We start from the raw sequence: 18,807 nt of genomic DNA, 5'->3' as shown, positions 1-18,807 counted from the left end.
GCGAAGCCCCCTCGTCTCGCCAGTCTGCTGCCCCGCCCGTGCGAGGAGATGAAACGAGCGTGGAACCATGGGGGGTGCCAGCCCGTCCCGTCGAAGCCTGGACCGACCGACGTTACCGAACGGCATCCCGATCCGGGACCGGACCGAGGATCGCGGTTGAGGCCCAACCGAGGGCGCTTCGGCGCCCTGCGTCTCAGGCGGCGTCAGGTACTGGCCCCGGCCGTAGGAACGGTACCGAGCCCCGCCGGCCCGTGAGCAGATCGGGCGGGGGGCTGACCGCAGTTACCGCGGCATAGGGCGGACTGCTTGCTGGGGAACGCGCTATCCGGCCTCGACCGTTCGGCCCGATCGCGACCGGCCAAAGCGTCCGCCGTTCCAGACCAGATAACCGAGACCGGCTGCCACTCCGGCGAGCGTCGCGACAAGGGCGAACTCGCTCGACATGCCCCCCGCCACGGAGCCCCGCCGCCGAGACTGAAGGGCGCTCGTCTTGGCCCGCACGAACGCCCGCGTGGCAGCGGCAACCTCCTCGGGCGCGAGAAGCATCTGCGCGGCGGGGATCAGCTCATGCACGTGGCGGTGCAGGTGCTGATCCACGAGGAACGTGACATCTTCGAAGGTGTCGAGCCAGCCGGCCGAGTCCGTCTTGCGGCGTCGGGCGAGTTGCTGGAGCTGCCGCCTGAACTCCGCGTGGCCGCGGTTCAAGTCTTCGATCAGCGTGCGTGTCTGGCTCTCCCGGCTCAAGGGGCCGTACAAGCTCGCACCGAGGCCGACCGCATGCAGATCAAGCTCGTCCATGAGATCAGCCAGCATCCGCTCGCGGCTGCCGACCGCTCTGGGGTCGTTGAGAGCGTATGGTATCTCACGGATCAGGCCACCGATGTTCTCATGGTCGCGCTCGATGAGTTGCCAAACGTCCATGCACGTCTTCCTTGCCGGTGAAACTACCAGTTCTGAACACCGTGTGCCCGCTGACCGTTCCTGATCGCGGTGGTGCCGACCCGAGCCACCACTCAGATGAGTGCCGGAGGATGTGGCGACGGCGTACCGGAGTACCGCTCCGGGTCCTGCGGGCAGCCGGCATGCCCCCGCGATGGCTGAACTTCCGGCTGCCGTTCCCGGCGCCGACCCGAGCGATGTTCGAGCGCGGCTCGGCCCATTGGACCGAGCAGGGTCAGGTCGGGTGCATTCCGGTCTGGGAGTTCGCGAAGAAGGCCACAGATGCGCGACGAAGGGAGCGCTCCGCGGGCCCGACCGTTGCCCCCGGATGCGCACAGCCCTCGTCGTCCTGATCATGCTCGTTCGCTTCGGCCCCGACCTCGTGTACGCGGCGAACGCCACGCTTCCGCGGCCGGACCCATCGCGCCAGACGACAGCGCCCAAGTGGATTGTCAGCCCGCCCGCGGTGGTGGTGATCCGGCCACCGCGTTGAGGACGCTCACCCCGTCAGTCGCGCCTCGCCTCGGCGCTCGCGCGCTCGACCACGGCCCGCAACGCGGCGCTACCTTCCACGGCGAACCAAGCGCGCAGCATGCTGGAAGTCTCGGGTCTGTCGTCCGGCCGCTCGCGGAACAGGTCCGCGTAGCGGGCTAACTCGCGCTCCACGAACATGTCGAGGTAGGCGGCACCGCGTGTCCTCGCGAGATCTGCCAGGGCGTCTTCGAGAACGCGCCGCATCATCTCGCCGACCATGGCCGAGACGTAGATCGCCTCTCCGCTACCCTGCTCGAGCTCTTTCAAACAAGCCTCCTCCTTAATCGGAGGCACGGTCCTAAGCTTGACCGGAGGCGCGATGCAACGCTGGCTGGACGGACCGGCGGCGCGGTGGGTCGCCGGCAGCGGCACCCCGAGACCCGCACCGCGGGTTTCCCGTTCGATGAGCCTGCGTGAAGCCCATGACCTACACCGTCGAGCAACTCGCGCCCGGCAGCTACGATGTGCTGCTGGACGGTGTCGTGATCGCGGCGCTGGTTCGGGTCGTCTCCCACACCGGGCCGAGCGATACGTGGCAAGTCGAGTTGCTCGACGAGCTGCCACAGGCAGAGCGGCCGGCGCCGTTCACCTCACAGTGGCACACCTTCAAATCGCATGCGGCCGCGCTGGAGTGGCTCGGCACCGATGAGCGCAGCGAAGGGCAGAACTGCGGCTCCTGATCGGGAGCGCCTCTGGAACAGGCGGCTGAGGCGGCCAGTTCAGGGGTCAGGGCCCGCCACGTTGGCGAGCCGGTGACGACCAGGATCCAGCGATGGCTACAGGCACCGTGAAGTGGTTCAACGAGACCAAGGGCTATGGGTTCATCCAACCCGACGATGGCGGCAAGGACGTGTTCGTGCACATCTCGGCCGTCGAGCGCGCCGGCCTGCGCAGCCTCAACGAGGGTCAGAAGATCTCCTATGACGTCGAGGCGGACCGCCGCAGCGGCAAGGAGAGCGCCGCCAACCTGAAGGCGGACTGATCACCGCGCGACGAGTGGCCCGTGTCGGGGCCGCTCGTCACACATCGGGCTTCGAGCTCGGAGCCGGAGACCGCGTCAGGCTCTCGATCTCACGCCTCGGCCGCCCCGACTTGCGGGCGATCTCCTCCTCCTGCGCGCCGATGAGGACCCGCGCCGGCTCATCGCCGTCGAGGCCACCCAGGATCTCGGCCGGTACGCGTCGGTTCGAGGCGCGGCTGCCGTCAGCGTAGGTGACGTCGAACAGCACGAACCCCTGAACCTTCGGCAGAGACTTGATACGCTTGGCCATGCGGGGTGATACCGGCTTTCCGGACGACGCGACAGCGGTCGCGCGCCCTGCTTCCTGCAAGCGCGACGCGCGGCGGGGAACGCGCCCCATACCCCATCCTTCCCGTTCGCCGGAATGTCCGAGGCGCCGGCCCATCGAGGGACAACCGTGACATCCTGGACGCATATCGACACGGGCATCGTCCCCGGCGGCACGCCGTTGCACCTGATGCAGCGGGGTCATGAGTTCTCGATCGTCGCCGACACAATCGAGTTGATGAACAGCACCCGCGGAGCTTCCGAAGAGGCGCTGGCGATCCTCGCCTGCGGCCGGGTGCGCGGCCGGGGTGCGGCGCGCGTGCTGGTCGGCGGCCTCGGAATGGGATTCACCCTGCGCGCCGCCCTGCGCAACCTCGCGCCCGAGGCGAGCGTCACAGTGGCCGAGTTGGTGCCGACGGTAGCGGCCTGGGCGCGCGGTCCGCTCGCGGGCGTCTTCGCCGGCTGCCTTGACGACGCCCGCGTCGACCTGCGCGAGGCCGACGTCAATCACCTCATCCAGTCCGCCCCTGCCGCCTGGGACGCGATCCTGCTCGATGTCGACAACGGTCCGGAAGGGTTCGTGCGCCCGGAGAACGACCGCCTCTATGGCAGCCACGGGCTGGAGCTGGCGCGGCGGGCGCTGCGGCCCGGCGGCGTGCTCGGCGTCTGGTCGGCCACTCCCGACCGCAAGTTCAAGGCGCGGCTCCAGCGCTCGGGCTTCCTCGTCGAGGAGGTTCGCCCCCACGCCGACGGGCGCAGCGGCCCGCGGCACGTGGTGTGGATCGCAACCGCCGCAGGCCCGACATCCTGACCGTTGCGTCTCGACACATTGATTTGAGCGCGTTGCGGCACTGATGGTGTCGCGTCGGCGGCGCGAATGCGTCTTCCGCACTCTATCCTTCGCGTCTCGGCCATCTCACACTGCGCGCATCGCCGGACGGGCTCGTTTTCAGGCTCCGGCGGCTGAGGGACGTGTGCCCCCGCCTGCGGAGCAGTGAGCACACGATGGCCGACCTCATCGATTTCCCCGGGAAGCGCCGAGGATCTGTCTCAGCCTACCGGCTTCGCCGGTTCGCCACGGATGGCAGCGACCGTGGCACGGTGCTCATCCGGGCCCACGACGACACGGAGGCGAGGCAGCAGGCCGATAGGCTGGCCGAAGGACTGCTGGCCGAGCTGTGGTTCGGCGATCGGTTTCTGGATCACGTCGCGCCGGCCGATCACCCGGTCGCGGCCTGCGTCAGCGCGATAGGCGATGGGCCCTGATCCCGCCTATCGGCGCAGATCCCGACGCTGCGCTCCGAGCCATGTTACAATGTTGCATGCCCTCGCGGGAGGTGCGATACGCCGCGGATGTCAGATGAGGCCACGCTCTGGGATCTGGTGACCGCCGAGCGTATCGCCATCGAAGATGTCGGCGCTGCCGTCGACGCCTATCTGGCCGAACCGACCACCCAGGACCATCGGATCGGTCCGGACCACGTCCTCGATCTCGCGGCGGCTGTGGCGGCCCACCCCTTCGCGCCCGTAATTATGGTTGACACCGAGGCCGACGAGCCGTCTCGGCGCATGGCGGTGCGGGCGGCCCTGCTCATGAGCCGCCCCTCCGCCAGATCAGCCGGCCAGATCGCTTTCGCGATCGGTCAGCCACCAGACGACCGATGATCTCGGACGCGGCTACTGATCGTCGTCGTCATCGTTGACCTCGACGAGATCACTGGTGTCCTCATCGTCCTCGTCGACGACGAGATTGTCGTCGTCGACCGGCTCGCCATCCTCCTCGATATCGATGGCGTCATCGCCCTCGGCATCGGTGTCGGTGTCTTTGCCGGCCTCTTCAGCCTCGACCTCGTCCAGAGATACGAGTTCCGGCCCCTCCGTCTCATCCTCGTCGTCGCTCGGCGCCTCTTTGCGCGCCACCACGGGAGCACTCCCCCGGCCGTACGATGTCACCGCAGCGATCGGCACAACCTCACCCGAGTAGGGCGAGATCACAGGGTTCTTGCCGAGGTCGTAGAACTTCTTACCCGTCGTCGGGCAAATCCGCTTCGTGCCGAGGTCCGGACGCGCCACTGCAACTCTCCCTGAGGGCCATGAGACGCTGGATCGCCAGCGCGCAAGCTGTGACGTCTACCACAGTCAGCAGCCCACTACCCTGCGGCTCCGCGCCGGGCCAGGGCGTCAGGGAGCGTCAGGGACGCGGGGCCGAGGGGCCGAGGGGCCGAGGGGCCAGCGGGAGACCTGTCGCGACCAGAGGCAACGCTCCCCTCCCGAGAGGCGTCGAGAACGGCATCATCCACAAGCCGGCGGCCCCGTCCCGGTGGAACCGCGAACGATCCGTTAATTTAACCTACGTGGAAATTGCGGTGGAGCGTCTGCGTGAGCTTTACGGTTGTGGGCCCCAGGGACGACCAAGAGTTAGAGGACGCTGTGCGTCGCGGTGTCGCCGACGGGTTGGCCCGGCTGCTGGGCGTGCCCAGGCATCCCGACAGCGTTCAAGCGATCCTCGACGAGGACGTTCGCGCCGAAGAGGACCACGCCTCGCCCACCCTTCAAGTCGCCGCGGGCTGCGCCCGACAAGCTTGACGAGGCGCGTCGGCGGGCGCGCTAGGGCTCTGACGAATCTCGGCGTCCGTGATTGGCAGCGCTGACGGACCGCAACGCCGCGAGGAGCCTCCGAGTCTCGGCGAGCTTGTCCCGCGTGGCCGCGTGCTCCGCGCGGAGCGCGCTGATCAGGTAGGCAGCGCGCTCCATCTGAACCGAAGCCGCGGGTGCTCGCACGGTCTTGGGCGGCGCAACGGGTCTGCGCCCACGATCAAGAATCTCGGAGAATGGCACCTCCAACAGCAGCCTGCCGCTGTCGTCGGCGATCTCGAAGGCGTAGCGGACCGGGTTGAGCTTCTTGCGCACGAGGTCGGCGCTCATCTCCGGCACCGTGTGGCAGGCCTCCAGATAGGCCGCGTCCAAACTCGGCAGTTCCAGACCGATCCGATCCCGATTCAATCCCTCGGGATTTCGCAAGTGGAAGTAGAACAACGGCATAGAATACTCTCGCTTGATGCGCCTCCTCCCGTACCAATCACCGCGACGGCTTTTGGATCGCCGAGGACGAAGCCGAGCGAGGCTTTCGACGTCGGCCGCGGTGCAGCGCCGATCCTGATTTGCATCAGATTGCGTGGCTGCACGTGCGGCCAACCTCACGCGGCAGGCCACGGGGGCAGGCGGCCGCACGATCTGATCCGCAAGCGCGGATGCTTCACCCGCCTCTCTGACGAGAACAGGCGCGGGTTGATGAGGCTCGCTCAGAACGTTCGGTCGGTCAGGCCAGACCGGGACATCGGCCACGAGGGCGACACCCCGGAGAGCCGGGCGACGAGACTACGACTTTACCGCAGTCAGTTCCTCCAGCACGAGATCGATTGCGTCGACGATCTGCTTGGAGGTCCGGGCTGCACCAGGGTCCGGCACCATCACGACGGCCGCCTGTTGCAGCGCGCGGAACTGCTGAAGTCGGGCAGCCGGGTCCTGTCCACGGGCAATGGCCGATTGCACGAGGCCTCGAACGAACTCACGCGCTAGATGCTCGTCGAAGCCCGGCAACGTCTGGACCTCCACAGGTTGATCGCAGCCGCCTCTAACACCTTGTGGGCGAAAAGAGATCCCTACTCCGCCGTCTCGCCGGGATCGATGAAGGATGTGGCCCTGCCATCACGCGAACAGGGCCTCGGCCACCGCGACGGCGGACCGCCCATCGTCTGCGGCAGCGTCTGCGCCAACCGCGGTCGCGCTGGCAGGATCCCGCAGGAACAGCGGGCCACCAACCATGACGCGAACGCCCGGATTGCTCGACGCTCCGCGCAGCTTCGCCACGAATTCGGCCATCACCGGCAGAAGCACGTCGCAGGACAGTGAGATGCCGATCAGATCGAACCGTTCAGCCTGGATCAGTGCCGCCGGGTCCTGATCCAGCCCGGTCGACAAAACCACCTCCCAGCCCGCCTCTCGGAAGAAGCTTGCCACGAGCGCCAGACTGAAGAGGTGCGTCTCGCCAGGACAGGGCAGCAGGAGGACGCGACGCCCGTTCAACGGCACATCCGCGCCTTCCGAGTGGGCGCAGACCGAGCGGGTGAGGCTCTGAAGGCGGCCGAGTGCGGCCGCCACATCGAGGAAGTCCGCCTCGTCCTCTTCCCAGAGTTGGCCGAGGCGGCGTGCCGCTGGAGCGAACAGGTCGAGCAGGAGTGCATCCAGGGACAAGCCCTCTTCGAGGAGCGCGCGCACCCATTCGGCATGCGGGCTGCCCTCCATGAGCGCCTGGGCGAGCGCCGCAACCCGTTCCGGGGTCGGCGCTCGGGCCGCAGGCGAGTGCGGTCGCTTGCCCTCCTGATGAGCCAGCGCGAGACGCGGCAGGATCTCGCTCTCGATGATCCGCGCGAGGCCGGCATGGATGTAGGCCGTGCTGCGTGCAGCCGCCCCGCGACTGCGCCGGGAGTGCTGGTTGACGCCGATGAACGCGCCGCCGATCCCCGACATCTCAGGCACTGGCACCCCCTATCCGATACAGCACTATAGGTCGCAGATCCTGAGAATGGCAAACCATGCTGCGAAATATAATTCAGGTCGGAGCGGGCGGTAGCCGACACTGAGGGAGAGAGCGGCCGATGAGGCCGTCGCCGGCAATGCGGATAGCGCCGGCCTGGACCCGCGGGCTCGCTCAGATGGTGCCCTTCCAGGGCACCGCCGACGCGAAGACGCCGCACAATGCTGAGGATACTCGGTGACTTGCCCGGATCCGGGCTCTCGCTCGTCCGCGCGCTGTCCAACAAGCTCACCTGAACCGTGGTGGCGCCCGCTGCCCGCACCGGATGCGCGAGCGGCGTTCGTGTGCGGTGTTCCGCTACGCTTCCCCGATGAGGCGAGGAACAATCTGTTCCTTGCGCGGCTTCGCCAGACGCCACTGCTCCCGGTGGCCGCACGAGAGGAACTGCCCCTTGCGCACATCGATGATCACCGCGGCTCTGCTGGCCGCGTTCGGCACCGCTGCCCTCACCATGCCGGCCTCGGCGGCCCCCCTCAGCCCGGCTCCGGCCGCGGCTGTCGCCGGCGCCCAGGACGGCATCACCAACGTGCGTTGGCACCCGATCCGCCGCATGCATCGCGCGGAACGCCGCTTCATGCATCGGCACTTCCGCCACCGCAGGTAGCAGCTCGGCGGTCTTGCCATACCGGCTCCGGTCGGTGGTTCACGCCCGCCCGCAGATATGCCCCTCAGCTGTCGGGGCGGGCGTGGACGCCGTCCGGCAGCCCCACCGGTGACACCGAGTTTAATCGCGGCGTCGGCTCAGACCCGTCATGAGTTGACGGGTCGGCCCAGGCTGATGCTCCACATCCGGCCCGCGCGTGTCCCTCAAGCTGCCGGGCCGGGTGTGGAGGCCCGAGAGGGTGGTGAAGCACCGCCGTCTCGGCCACCGCCAGCTGCCTTCCGGGGAACCGTTCGGCGGTCGCGGCATAGATTGCTGGCGGCAGCTTCCGAGCAATTCTGCCAGGCTGCGCTGCGCCCTCACGGCTCGGGCCAGCTGAGCCTCGTGCCGGCGCTGCAGGTCCTCGAACGGAGCCGGCAGCTTCTCGGCCTCTTCGACCGGCAGCGCGCGCCCTTCGCCGAGCTACGGGCGCGCGGCGAACCGACCCCCTTCCGGAGCTAGCCCAGATCAGAATGGGCGGTTCGGCGCGCTCCGAGGCGAGGCTGCCAAGCGAAGGCACAAGCGGAGCGGCCCTCGAAGAAGAGCCCGCGTCGGCGAACCGAGCGGGCTCGGACACGGGAGAGCTGGAGCCTACCGTCCGCTCGGCGCGGCGTAGCTGCCGGTAACCCCGTTGCCTCGGCTGCTGCCGCCCGGAGCGCCGGGCGTCTTGTTCCGGGCGAAGCTCGCACCGGGATACCGCCGCTGGATCCGCGACATCGAATGTGGCCGCATGTGATGGCCCCGCATCCGAACGTCGGTGACCATGTCGGACGGCGGCGAGACGCCGTTGACGGGACCGACAGGCACGGCCGCGGCGGGGACAGACAGGATGCCGAGACTTACACCTGCAAGCGCAGCGAGAGCCGAAATACGCATAGAGTTCCTCCGTGCCTCAGCGCAGATGGACCGCCTCGGCTAGTAGGGAAGAACGGAAGCCCTCATCTGGTTCAATGATCCGGCCCTGCGGCGGGTGCCCGCACCGGGAACATCGATCGCTGCGCCCCTGAAATGCTGGACGTGCTCGCGCCCGTCCTGGCCCAAGCGTCGACGCGCGCATGTATCCGCGAGCTGACGTGAGACCCGATGGCCGGCGACGCTTTCACATCATAATCCGTGATAGTAGTTATTCTCGAAAGCTTGAAGATGCTAAGTCGAACATCCGTGAAGGGGTGAAGCTGCGGCTCCGCCGGGCGGAGCTCTGGCAGCATCGCTTGCCAGCCCGTGATGCTCGCCAGGCGGCCGGCGCTGGTACGTCTGTGTCCAGCTGGAGGGGTTCGGCATGTCTGAGGCACCCGTCGTCGTTCCGGCCGAAACGCTCTCCCTGTCAGCGGAATGGGTGGAGGCCGCCGAGCAGGCGGCGCTCAATCTGGGTCAGGGCAAATCTCTCGCCGAGTTGTGCCCCGAGCATTGGCAGCTCGTCCTGGCCAGCGTCACGGACAGGATGCGGGTGCGTGGCGCGTCGCTCCCGCGCGGTTGGCGCCTCGCGCTCTCACGACAGGTCGGACGACGGGACTCCGAGGACCCGACGGAGGCGCGTGTTCTGGCCATCCATGCGAAGCGCGAGGAGATCGCGGCTCATGTTGCGCGGGACCTCGGCCTCGGAGCGTTGGCGGGGCTCAGCCCGGAGGAGCGTGCCGCGGTCGATCAGCAGACCGCCGAGACGATCGAGGGCTGCGATCCTGCCTTGCCCGAACCGGCCGACTGCTCGGATGCAGATCGGACGATGCGGCGGCTGCTCTCCGAGCATCACGCCTTGAGCGAGCTACGAGCCGACGAGGCCAACGAGCTCTTAGCAGAACGGGGCGAGGTGTTCGCGCCCGAGGACGATGCCTGACCGCCCGATGCCGCCGGCGAGGAGGCCGGTTCGGGCGCGCCTCGAACTGACAAGCCGAGCCGGATCCATCGGCCTCGCCCTCGATCCCGCCGACACCATGCAGGCGGCCGACAGCTTGGAGCGGATCCTGGCTCACCGGATGGCGACCGCGCGCACGATGGCGCTGCGGGCGCGTCAGCTTCTCAACAGGGCCGAGTTACCGAACGTGCCGCGGTGCCGCGACGAGCTCTGCCAGAGCGCGCACCAGCTCGGTCTGCAGGAACGGCTTTTCGAGCCGGCGGCGGTGACGGTAGACCGATGTGTCTGGCAGCCTCACGTCGCCGGTGGCAAACAGGTACGGCACACCGAGGACACCCAGTTTGTCCGCGACCGGGTAGACCGTGTCGCCGTCGCCGAGATTGACGTCGAGCACCGCCGCGTCGGGGCGATGATCCTCAATCAGGTCGAGCGCCTGATCCACGCTCGGCACAGGCCCAAGCACCTCCGACCCGGCCGCCAGCAGCCAGCGCTTCACCTCGCTGGCGATCAGGTACTCGTCCTCGACCACCAGAATGCGGCGGCCGGCGAGGGATGGGGCAGCGTCGGGCACGATCCCTCCTGGGGAGCCGAAACTCGGCAGACTAACCCCCTCGGGCGAGCGTGCGTTCACACAGGTCAGGAAACCGGCATCTCGATCCGGCAGCGTACGCCGTCCTCACCCAGCACGTAGTCGACCTTGGCCTCCAGCGCATAGGCCAGCGCCTCTTGGATCAGCTCTGTCCCGTAGCCGCGCCGCTCGATCCTGCCCGGCTCGACAGTCACACCACTCTCGATCCAGCTCAGCGCCAACCAGCGTCGCTCGCGCCGGTCGAGCACGACCTCCCAGGTGACGACGAGCCGGCCGGAGCCGTCCTTCAGCGCCCCGTACTTCAGGGCGTTGGTCGTCAACTCGTGCACGGCCAGGGCGAAGTTCTGCACCTGCCGCGTGGTGAAATGCACCTCAGGGCCACGGACGTGCACCCGCTGCACCTCTGCCGAGTGCGCCGCCAGTTCCGCTCGCACCAGGTCTCCGACCTCCACGGTCTCTCTGGCGTTCCGACTGAGAAGGCCCTGTGCGCGGCTGAGGGCTTGAAGCCGCTGCTCGAACGCCTCGAACGAGCCGCCCTGCTGCCGCAACGTCCGGTCAGCCACCGTTGTGACCACGCCCAGCAGGTTGCGGACACGGTGCTGGAGCTCGTTGACCAGCACCTCCTGCCGCTTCTGCAATTGACGCAGTTCGTCGATGTCCATGGCCGCACCAAACCACTCGACGAGCTGCCCGCGCGCGTCGGTGATCGGCGTCTGCCGCACCAGGAACCAGCGGTACGATCCGTCGTGCCCGCGGATGCGGTGCTGCATCTCCACCAGCTTCCGCTCGGCACGGCCCGCCCGGAAGGCCTCGCGAGTCATGGCTTGGTCGTCGGGGTGGATGGCGTCGAGCCAGCCGCCATCCTGAGACTGCTCCAGGCTCTGGCCGGTATAGTCGAGCCAGGGCTGGTTGGCTGAGTTCTGCATTCCGCTCGCATCCGAGCGCCACAGAAGGACCGGAACGAGGCTGGCCACGGCCCGGAAGCGCGCCTCGCTGCCACGCAGGGCCTCGTCGGACTTACGCCGCTCGGTGACGTCCTGTCCGATCTTGAGAAAGCCTCGCAGGGAACCGTCCGGAGCCCGTATCGAGGTGGTCATCCCCTCGATGAACACGCGTGAGCCGTCCTTGCGCACGTGCCAGCGCACATTCGGGGCCGAGCCGTCCCGGCACGCTCCCACGGTCTCCTTCACATCCTGACCTGCCTCGCGGTCTTCAGGCGTGAAGATGATGGCCGCCGGCTGACCGACCGCCTCCTCGGCTGTCCAGCCGTAGACGGCCTCCGCGCCGGCGTACCAGTCGGTGATCCGGTCCTCGGTATCCGTCATGAAGATCCCGTAGTCGCGCGCGTTCTCCACCACGAGCCGGAAGCGCTCCTCGGTGCTGCGCAGGGCGCTCACCTTGTGCAGGCGGTCGATCACCGGGCCGAGGATGGTCGCGTAGGTGCGCAGGAACTCGGTGTCCTCCTGTCCGAAGTCCCGCGGCTCGGTCGCGTCCACCTGGAGCAGGCCGAAGGCCGTCCCGCCGGGGACGCGGACTGGCACGTTGACCAGGGCCACCACGCCGGCCCTCTTCAGGAAGTCCGAGACGTCGAAGCGGCCCTCCTTGCTGATGTCCTGCGTGATGACCGGCTTGCCTTCGGTGATGGCGAACGTCTCGGAGGAGTGCTCGTCCATGGACAAGCGCAACTGGCCGACGATGCCGGGATCCCAGCCGACACCGGCCCGCACCAACAGGGACTGCCCGTCCTCCTGGATCTCCAGGATCTTGGCCCGTACGGTCCCGAGCGCCTCGCTCACGAGCCTGCAGGCTTCGGCGAGCACCTCGTCGAGGTGCTCGCTCCGGAGGGCGAACTCGCCGAAGTCGGCCAGCACCTGCTGGCGCCTCTTCATCTGCTCTAAGCTCGGCATCGCGGCTCCTCACCTGTCAGCAGTCACGCGACTGACACCGAGGAGCCACGTTTCCGGCCCGCGCAGCGCCCCACCCGGCCTTTGAACACGCGGACCAACTGTGGGTCCACGCTCCCGCCGGAAGGGCTAACCGGACGACCCGTTCCGCGCTGACCGAGAGGGCCGGGAGACGACGTCCGCTGCGCCGCATCCGCCGTCTGGAAGCGGACGGGCAGAAGACCACTCTCGGCGGACGTCGCCTCGGGGCACTTAGAGGCCGGCGGCCTTGCTCGTCCCGTGGGATCAGGCCCCGGGCACCCTCGGCCAACGCCCGCAGGGCGGCAACAGCGGCACAGGCAGCCTGTTCGCGCGGGGTCACAGCCGTGCCTCCATCCCGATCCCTCCCCGACGCTGCGTGCGCAGCGGCACGTCGCCACGAGATGGTCGTCCCCATATCGGCATCACGCAAGAGGAAATGGACCGGACATCTCGGACTGTACTGCGCAAAGGAACAAGAATTAGCCCATGAAGAGCCGTATCGCCGCTACCGTTACTGCCGTCGCGCTCACCGTAGCCCCGATCTCGTCCGCTATGGCCTACGACCGTCCCGCCTGGACGGGCTACACGCCCTACGATGTCGAAACCACGGGCTCGTTCGGCGCCGCGTTCGGCAGCCGCTACGACCGCAACCCCACGACTTGCCCGCAGAGTTCGGCCGCCGAGGGCAACGCCAACCAGCAGAACTTCCCGGTCAAGCAGTACGGCCAGACGGCCGGCGGCAACCGCTGCTGATCGGTTGTGCGAGCTGAGACCATGCAACTCAGGCTTTTCTCCTACGCGATGATCGCCGCGTTCGCGGGCGGGCTCGCAGCGACGGCGATCGGCTCGGCCTCGGTGCTGATGGGGCTTTGACGTTCCGAACTCGGGGGACTGGCGGCGGGGTGCGAACCTCGCCGCTTTCGCGTGGGCGGCCGCCGCGCTCGCGGCAGCACCGGGGCGGTGGGTGAGCACACTGCCTCGGCGAGGGCGGGGAGGAGCGCGCCGAACTTGGCGGGCTGGCAGCGATCTCGCGAGGGATCATTGCTGCACGTGCTCAGTTGATAGGTGCAGCGCACAATGAGCGCTCGACCGGCGGGCTCCCGTTCGGCCTTCGCTCTTAGCCAGACGGATTTCGACGGCCTCGCCACCGAACCCTGCCACCGATCGGAAGGACTGCCCACCGTGATCCTGAAGGGCTTCTCTTACGCGATGATAGGGGTGTTCGCCTGCGGACTTGCGTTCACCTTTGTCGGCTCGGCCAGCCAGCTCCTGAGACTGTAGGCCCGCTGCTCGGCGGACGCCCTGAGCCGCCGTCAATGAGGATCTGATCGGCCAACGGCTGGGTGCAGATCCCGCCGTTCTCGTGCGCGGGCAGGGCGGGGAATCGCGCTGGCGACGAGGCGGAACGCGCGGCAGGCGAGTCCGTTACACGCCGAAAGCCGGAGGAGATCATGATGAAGCACATCATCGCCGGGGGGCTGGTCACAGCCGGTTTGCTCGCGGCCCCGGGCATGTCTGCCGTCGCACAAAGCATCGATATCGGCCCAGGCGGCGTGCGGGTGGATCCTCGCTCGCCACGGGAACGCGATCGCGACGAGATCCGGCGGGAAGAGCGCCGCGAGGAGTTTCGCGACGATCGGCGTGGCCCGATCCGCCGCGAGGAGCGCCTGCGCGACGACGATGACGACGAGGATTGATCCTCAACAAGCGCGCCGCGGCGATGGCACATGGAGCAGCTTGCGTCGTCGCCCTCGCCAGAGTCGCTACGGCGGCCTGCCCGATCGTGCAGGTGCAGTGCACGATCCTGCTGCCGCAGCTCGTTCGACGGCTGCCAGCCGACCCGGTGAAGCATTCCCCAACGCGAGAGCGCGGGCGCGAAGGCCGTCACGCGCCCGCGCCCACCTCACCCGCGAACTCTACCGCCTGCTAACCGCGATGCGGAACATGTCACGCCTGCGAAACCAGCCGTGTGGCCGCGCTGCGCGGAGCCTGATCCGGTCACCGAGAATCCCGGTCTCGGCTGCCCGGTGACGCGCCCGACCTGTCATTGATTGTCCGTCGGTCGACCCGGAACCACCTCCGGAGGCAGTAGCGCGAGATCGATCAGTTCCTTCACGGCGACCCCAGCCACGCCACGAGGATCCTCACTGCCCACCAGCTTGAGGTTGTCGGCCAGCATCTTGATGATCGCTACCCGCTGCTCGTCAGCGAGCAACGAGATGGTCATGCCAAGCGTCGACTGCAAAACTTCGACCCGTACCGTCAGGTCGCGGAGTTCTTCCAGCAGAACGTTCTCGAGTGGTGAGGACACGGGCAGCTCCACCGGTACCAGCGGTCCCGATGTAGCGCACTTCCCGCGGATCGCCGGCGCGAGAACCTACTCACTTCGGAGGTAGAAGGCCGGCACTCGGGCCCGTGGCTGATGCCGGCGGAGCCCGACCGTGGGCGCGGCGGCGACCTCTCAGCGGGCCCGGCCGGCGACCTTTCGCCGTTCCGGCAAGCCGACACGCGTCGACGGTTTCTGGAGGGGACAAACCGCGGACCGGGCGGGATGCGGCCTGATCTGCTCGAGCATTCCGTAGCGGTCTAAGCGGCGGGCCGCAGGTTCGAGCTCGACCGGAGTCCCAGCGCTTCCGGATGGCCCTGTCATCCGGATCGCGGACGACCGGTGCCGACGCCGCCGCGCCTACGGTGCGGCCTGCGGCGGCGAGCGAGCCGCCTCCGGCGGATTCGCCAGGCTCCGCTTCCAGCGCGCGCGCAGGACAGCGGGCCGGAGGCCGTGCCGCTCCTCCAGGAACTCGGCGTCCGCGATCCGGTCCGTGCGGAAGTGCCGGAACGCCCCGCGCAGCTCGCACCAGCCGGCGACCATCCGGGCCTGATCGAAGAAGCCGACGATCACCGGCCAGATCACGCGCCGGCTCGGATCCCCGCGGACGTCGCGGTAGTGGATGCGGATCTTGCGGCCCTCGCGGATCCAGGCCCGCGCCCGCGCGACGTCGATCCCGTCCGCGGCCTGCACGAGAGCCGACGGCGTGCCGATCGACGGATCGGCGATGAACGGGCGCAGGCGCTCGGGCACCACGGCGGTGATCTTGGCGATGAGATCGCGGGCCGCCTGGGCGAGGACCGGCTCGCCCCGGCCCGCCACCCACTGCGCGCCCAGGACGGCCGCCTCGATCTCGTCGGGCGTCAGCATCAGCGGCGGCATGTCGAACGTCCCGTCGAGCACGTAGCCGAGCCCGGCCTCGCCCAGGATCGGCACGCGCTGGCCGACGAGATCGGCCACGTCGCGATAGACGGTGCGGGCCGAGACCTCCAGCTCCCGGGCGATCTCGGCGGCCGTGACCGGGCGCGGCGAGCGCCGCAGGATCTGGATGATCTGAAACAGCCTGTCCGCGCGACGCATCGTCCGACTCCTGCTGACAGGATGCTGTCAGCAGGGCGCCCCTACAAGTCCTCCCGCCCCGGCCATCCCGCGCCGTGACGACAGGAACCGCGCCATGATCACCCTGTACCACGCCCCGCAATCGCGCTCCTCGCGCATCGTCTGGCTGCTGGAGGAGCTGGGCGTTCCCTACACCATCGCGCCGGTCTCGATCTTCCGGCCGATGACGGGCGAGGGTGTGCCGGATGCCGCCAACCCGCATCCCGACAAGCGCGTCCCGGCCGTCCTGCACGAGGGCGCGCTGATCGCGGAGTCCCAGGCCATCGTGCTCTACCTGGCGGAGGCGTTCCCCGAAGCGGGGCTGGCCCCGGCGGTCGGCACCCCCGAGCGCGGCGCGTACCTGACGTGGCTGGCTTGGTACGTCGCCGAGTTCGAGCCCGCGCTGTTCGCCGGCCTGACGGGTGAACTCGCGGGCTCGCCGCAGAAGCGCCGGAACCACGCGGCGGTCATCCACCGCCTGGAAGCCGCCCTGGCGCGCGGTCCCTACGTCATGGGCGAGCGGTTCTCCGGCGCCGACATCCTGATCGGCAGCGCGCTGGGCTTCGGCCGCGCGGCCTTTCCGCCCTGCGCGGCCTTCGATGCCTATCTGGAACGCTGCCGGACGCGCCCGGCCGCTCTGCGCGGCGCGGCGAAGGACGGCGCGTCGGGGCTGCAGGCCGCCTAGCGCGGACGGGGCGCCGCTCCCGGGTCCGGGGCGGCCGGGAGCGGCCCGGACGTGGCCGCGACGGCGGGGCGCTTGAGGCGATCGAGCCGCGACGCACACGATTGGCTCCGACGACCGCAGGTGTTCCAGGACACGCCGATCCTGAAAGCTTGGGCATACATCAGGACCACAGCGCGAACACAGTCGCGAACCTGATGGAGACGACGATGACCTGGACGAACCGCATCACCCTGGCCGCGACCCTGATCGGCGGCGCGATCGCCCTCGTGACCTACGCGCAGGCGCTCAGCCTGCCCGCGCATTTCGCGTAACCGGAACCGGCGGGACGGCTGTGCCACCCGCCGGGGGCGGCCGGCGCGGGTCCGGGCTCCCTGAACCCGCGCCGAACGGTTCCGCGGTGCAGCGTGCCTCTTCGCACCGCACGCGCCCGGCCGGTCCGGCATCATCGTTGCAGATGGTGTCGCCGGGTCTCGCCGGAGACCCGCGGCTCGATGAAAGGCGTGCACGACATGGTTCTGAAGGGCTTCTCCTACGCGATGATCGGTGCCTTCCTGGGCGGCCTCGCGATGACGGTGACCGGCTCGGCCGGCGTGCTCATGGGCTTCTGAGCCGCGCAGCGCGGCGGCGCCTTCGGGCTGCCGCAGCGACGAACTTCGTGAGCGGCGGGGTGAGAGCCCCGCCGCTCTCATATGGGGGGATCGGACGGCGCCGCGGAGCCGCGTCTGCGGATCTCGCGCCGCATCCGCGAGCGGCGCGACCGGCGAGGTCCGCGCGTGGCCCGGTGACCGCGATCAGGCCGCCTCCCTCCGGGTGACGACCAGGGCCCAGATCGTCGCCGGAATCCACCCGATGATCGTCAGGTGGAGGATGATGCAGAGGATGCCCTGAAACACCTTTCCGCGCAGGAACATGGCGAGCCACGGCGCGAGGAAGCAGATGAGGATCATGATCATGGGGCAACGGGTCTCCGCGTTCGTGAGCGAACACCGAGCGCGCCGGCTGGTTCCGGACGGCCGAGCCTCCGCCGCGGCCGTCGTCAGGTCGGGGCGGCGCGCCGCGCCCTGAGGCGCGAGGCCCGACCGGAGCCGTCGATACACTCGATCCCGCCGCCCGTGTTGAGCGTGTGGAGACAGCTGCCGGGCCAGGCCGGTCCGGGTTCGATCCGGTTGAGGATGATCTGGGCGAACCCCTCCGGGTCGAGTCGGTCGATGCGCGCCAGCGACAGGGCGCGGCCGTACCCGTGGGCGCAATCCTGGACCGGCCGGATCAGGCCCTCGTCGCGCGCGACGATCCGGCCCGCTGGCCGCGCGAAGGACGGGTCGACCAGGACGGGATTGGCCGGATGCGGCGTGTACGGCCCCCGGAAGTCGGGCGCCGACCACAGATACAGCGCGTCGTGGTGGCAGCCCGATCCGGGCGGGGCGCCGACGGGCGCGTCCCGGACGGTGGCGAACATCCACCAGCGACCGCCGTGCTCGAGGAGCGTCGCGTCGCTGGCGACCACGCCGGAGAGGAGTGTCGCCTCCTTCACCCAGCCGCCGGGATAACGCGTCGCCCGGTAGAGATCGACCGTGCCGGCCGCGGAACTCTCCGGCACCATCCAGACGGAGCCCGCGCGCGCGAACACGAACGGGTAGGAGAGGTGATGCGGCTCCTCCAGCACCGGGACGGGCGGCCCCTCGGGCCCGTCCGGTCCGAAGCGGACCGCCGAGATGATCGCCTTGCCGGTCGCGTGCGGAAACTCCTCCACGAAGACGTGGGTCGTCCCGTCGACCGCGAGGGGGAACGGGTCGGCGTAGAAGCGCCGCCCGTCGTCGGGCAGGACCTGCCAGCCGCCCGCGGGATGGCCGCCGAGCGCGATCAGGTCCGGCCCGCGGAGGGTCCGCCACCCGGTGTGCCAGTGCGGGGCGTGATAGCACAGCCTGTACAGGCGGCCGACGAGGCTCCGGGCGACGAGCCGCGCCGGCCGGGACGCCCCGCTCGGCATTCGAACCGGCATCGCTGAATCGGGTTTGCGGCATAGGAAAGCGTTGAATCGGACGCTCCCTGCGGGGCGCGATCGAACGGAAGCGCTCGCCGGTCAGTGCATATGCCGCCGCCGGTTCAGCACTTCGCGCTGAGCAAGCTTGCGACCGAGCGACATCAGAAGTGCATCGGCCTGCGCTTTCAAAGCCGGATCCTGCAGCTCCGTGATCGCCTCCTGTGCGGCGATCGCATGCTCGGCCGCCCGGTCCAGCTGGGTCTCCCCGATGCTGGGCACGGTGTCCCCGAACGTGCCCTCGCTCACGCGCAATGACGTGATGTCCACGAGGATCCCGGCCTCGAGTCGATCGG

The 18,807-nt window shown here is 69.0% G+C and carries 23 protein-coding genes and 1 pseudogene; 10 read left to right on the top strand and 14 right to left on the bottom strand.

The features are described from left to right. Positions 1–321 precede the first annotated feature (321 nt). Both MOTC310_RS26600 and MOTC310_RS26595 read right to left on the bottom strand, forming a co-directional pair. Positions 322–921, bottom strand: coding sequence for a hemerythrin domain-containing protein (locus tag MOTC310_RS26600; protein ID WP_331303915.1), 600 nt, complete (start codon positions 919–921; stop codon positions 322–324). A gap of 525 nt (positions 922–1,446) precedes the next feature. Then, positions 1,447–1,740 carry a hypothetical protein gene (locus MOTC310_RS26595; RefSeq protein WP_331303914.1) on the bottom strand — a complete coding sequence of 98 codons (294 nt, stop codon included), beginning with the start codon at positions 1,738–1,740 and terminating at the stop codon, positions 1,447–1,449. Between the two features lie 155 nt (positions 1,741–1,895). On the opposite strand from MOTC310_RS26595, the gene MOTC310_RS26590 reads away from it, so the two are divergent. Further along, positions 1,896–2,153 (top strand): hypothetical protein, encoded by a 258-nt coding sequence (locus tag MOTC310_RS26590; protein WP_331289355.1) that lies wholly within the window; start codon positions 1,896–1,898, stop codon positions 2,151–2,153. 92 nt (positions 2,154–2,245) lie between these two features. Beyond that, the gene (locus MOTC310_RS26585) at positions 2,246–2,455 is read left to right on the top strand and encodes a cold-shock protein (RefSeq protein ID WP_273565078.1); all 210 of its coding nucleotides are present in this window, start codon (positions 2,246–2,248) and stop codon (positions 2,453–2,455) included. 37 nt (positions 2,456–2,492) lie between these two features. Here the strand turns inward: MOTC310_RS26585 and MOTC310_RS26580 are convergent, their stop codons facing one another. Beyond that, positions 2,493–2,744: a hypothetical protein gene (locus MOTC310_RS26580; protein WP_331289354.1), complete on the bottom strand. Its 252-nt coding sequence runs from the start codon at positions 2,742–2,744 to the stop codon at positions 2,493–2,495. A gap of 207 nt (positions 2,745–2,951) precedes the next feature. Here MOTC310_RS26580 and MOTC310_RS26575 point away from each other — a divergent pair, with 207 nt between their 5' ends. The 3 genes from MOTC310_RS26575 (at position 2,952) to MOTC310_RS26565 (ending at position 4,426) form a co-directional block, all read left to right on the top strand. Beyond that, the gene (locus MOTC310_RS26575) at positions 2,952–3,572 is read left to right on the top strand and encodes a spermidine synthase (protein ID WP_419539968.1); all 621 of its coding nucleotides are present in this window, start codon (positions 2,952–2,954) and stop codon (positions 3,570–3,572) included. A 194-nt stretch (positions 3,573–3,766) separates the two neighbouring features. Beyond that, positions 3,767–4,027 (top strand): hypothetical protein, encoded by a 261-nt coding sequence (locus tag MOTC310_RS26570; protein ID WP_331289352.1) that lies wholly within the window; start codon positions 3,767–3,769, stop codon positions 4,025–4,027. An 87-nt stretch (positions 4,028–4,114) separates the two neighbouring features. Continuing rightward, positions 4,115–4,426, top strand: a complete 312-nt coding sequence (locus MOTC310_RS26565; protein ID WP_331303912.1) for a hypothetical protein — start codon at positions 4,115–4,117, stop codon at positions 4,424–4,426. Positions 4,427–4,438: 12 nt separating this feature from the next. Here MOTC310_RS26565 and MOTC310_RS26560 read toward each other — a convergent pair whose 3' ends face one another. The 4 genes from MOTC310_RS26560 to MOTC310_RS26545 all read right to left on the bottom strand — a co-directional run bounded on the left by MOTC310_RS26560 (position 4,439) and on the right by MOTC310_RS26545 (position 7,291). After that, a complete protein-coding gene (locus MOTC310_RS26560; RefSeq protein ID WP_331303911.1) occupies positions 4,439–4,834 on the bottom strand; it encodes a TIGR02300 family protein in 396 nt (131 codons plus the stop codon). Between the two features lie 534 nt (positions 4,835–5,368). Continuing rightward, positions 5,369–5,803 carry a DUF6894 family protein gene (locus MOTC310_RS26555; RefSeq protein WP_331303910.1) on the bottom strand — a complete coding sequence of 145 codons (435 nt, stop codon included), beginning with the start codon at positions 5,801–5,803 and terminating at the stop codon, positions 5,369–5,371. Positions 5,804–6,139: 336 nt separating this feature from the next. After that, positions 6,140–6,361, bottom strand: a complete 222-nt coding sequence (locus tag MOTC310_RS26550; protein WP_331303909.1) for a hypothetical protein — start codon at positions 6,359–6,361, stop codon at positions 6,140–6,142. Between the two features lie 108 nt (positions 6,362–6,469). Beyond that, complete coding sequence (locus MOTC310_RS26545; protein ID WP_331289546.1) at positions 6,470–7,291, bottom strand: cobalamin B12-binding domain-containing protein; 822 nt, start codon at positions 7,289–7,291, stop codon at positions 6,470–6,472. Between the two features lie 458 nt (positions 7,292–7,749). Here MOTC310_RS26545 and MOTC310_RS26540 point away from each other — a divergent pair, with 458 nt between their 5' ends. Together MOTC310_RS26540 and MOTC310_RS26535 are read left to right on the top strand one after the other, a co-directional pair. After that, entirely contained in the window at positions 7,750–7,962 is a 213-nt protein-coding gene (locus MOTC310_RS26540) for a hypothetical protein (RefSeq protein WP_331289347.1), read from the top strand. A gap of 1,315 nt (positions 7,963–9,277) precedes the next feature. Further along, complete coding sequence (locus MOTC310_RS26535) at positions 9,278–9,832, top strand: hypothetical protein (protein WP_331303908.1); 555 nt, start codon at positions 9,278–9,280, stop codon at positions 9,830–9,832. A 196-nt stretch (positions 9,833–10,028) separates the two neighbouring features. Here MOTC310_RS26535 and MOTC310_RS26530 read toward each other — a convergent pair whose 3' ends face one another. Then, a complete protein-coding gene (locus tag MOTC310_RS26530) occupies positions 10,029–10,421 on the bottom strand; it encodes a response regulator (protein WP_331289345.1) in 393 nt (130 codons plus the stop codon). Positions 10,422–10,486: 65 nt separating this feature from the next. Then, positions 10,487–12,328 (bottom strand): PAS domain S-box protein, encoded by a 1,842-nt coding sequence (locus tag MOTC310_RS26525; RefSeq protein WP_331303907.1) that lies wholly within the window; start codon positions 12,326–12,328, stop codon positions 10,487–10,489. A gap of 522 nt (positions 12,329–12,850) precedes the next feature. Here MOTC310_RS26525 and MOTC310_RS26520 point away from each other — a divergent pair. After that, a complete protein-coding gene (locus MOTC310_RS26520; RefSeq protein ID WP_331289343.1) occupies positions 12,851–13,117 on the top strand; it encodes a hypothetical protein in 267 nt (88 codons plus the stop codon). A 698-nt stretch (positions 13,118–13,815) separates the two neighbouring features. Beyond that, the gene (locus tag MOTC310_RS26515; RefSeq protein ID WP_331289342.1) at positions 13,816–14,061 is read left to right on the top strand and encodes a hypothetical protein; all 246 of its coding nucleotides are present in this window, start codon (positions 13,816–13,818) and stop codon (positions 14,059–14,061) included. A gap of 347 nt (positions 14,062–14,408) precedes the next feature. On the opposite strand, the gene MOTC310_RS26510 is transcribed toward MOTC310_RS26515, so the two are convergent. Further along, complete coding sequence (locus MOTC310_RS26510; protein ID WP_331303906.1) at positions 14,409–14,675, bottom strand: hypothetical protein; 267 nt, start codon at positions 14,673–14,675, stop codon at positions 14,409–14,411. Between the two features lie 375 nt (positions 14,676–15,050). Next, on the bottom strand, positions 15,051–15,770 hold the full coding sequence (locus tag MOTC310_RS26505; protein WP_331303905.1) for a helix-turn-helix transcriptional regulator: 720 nt from the start codon (positions 15,768–15,770) through the stop codon (positions 15,051–15,053). Positions 15,771–15,864: 94 nt separating this feature from the next. On the opposite strand from MOTC310_RS26505, the gene MOTC310_RS26500 reads away from it, so the two are divergent. Further along, positions 15,865–16,473, top strand: a complete 609-nt coding sequence (locus tag MOTC310_RS26500) for a glutathione S-transferase family protein (RefSeq protein WP_331303904.1) — start codon at positions 15,865–15,867, stop codon at positions 16,471–16,473. Positions 16,474–17,264: 791 nt separating this feature from the next. Here the strand turns inward: MOTC310_RS26500 and MOTC310_RS26495 are convergent. The 3 genes and pseudogenes from MOTC310_RS26495 to MOTC310_RS26485 all read right to left on the bottom strand — a co-directional run bounded on the left by MOTC310_RS26495 (position 17,265) and on the right by MOTC310_RS26485 (position 18,781). Continuing rightward, positions 17,265–17,426 carry a YqaE/Pmp3 family membrane protein gene (locus MOTC310_RS26495; protein ID WP_012321110.1) on the bottom strand — a complete coding sequence of 54 codons (162 nt, stop codon included), beginning with the start codon at positions 17,424–17,426 and terminating at the stop codon, positions 17,265–17,267. Between the two features lie 83 nt (positions 17,427–17,509). After that, positions 17,510–18,448 (bottom strand): annotated as a pseudogene (locus MOTC310_RS26490) (glucosamine inositolphosphorylceramide transferase family protein); the annotation flags it as partial. A 105-nt stretch (positions 18,449–18,553) separates the two neighbouring features. Continuing rightward, positions 18,554–18,781, bottom strand: coding sequence for a hypothetical protein (locus MOTC310_RS26485; RefSeq protein ID WP_331303903.1), 228 nt, complete (start codon positions 18,779–18,781; stop codon positions 18,554–18,556). Between the last annotated feature and the right edge of the window lie 26 nt (positions 18,782–18,807).

Source organism: Methylobacterium oryzae (assembly GCF_036441375.1).
In the GTDB taxonomy this organism is placed as follows: Bacteria; Pseudomonadota; Alphaproteobacteria; order Rhizobiales; family Beijerinckiaceae; genus Methylobacterium; species Methylobacterium oryzae_A.
The sequence above is the reverse complement of the archived record's forward strand: the minus strand, read 5'-3'. Positions and strand labels throughout refer to the sequence as shown.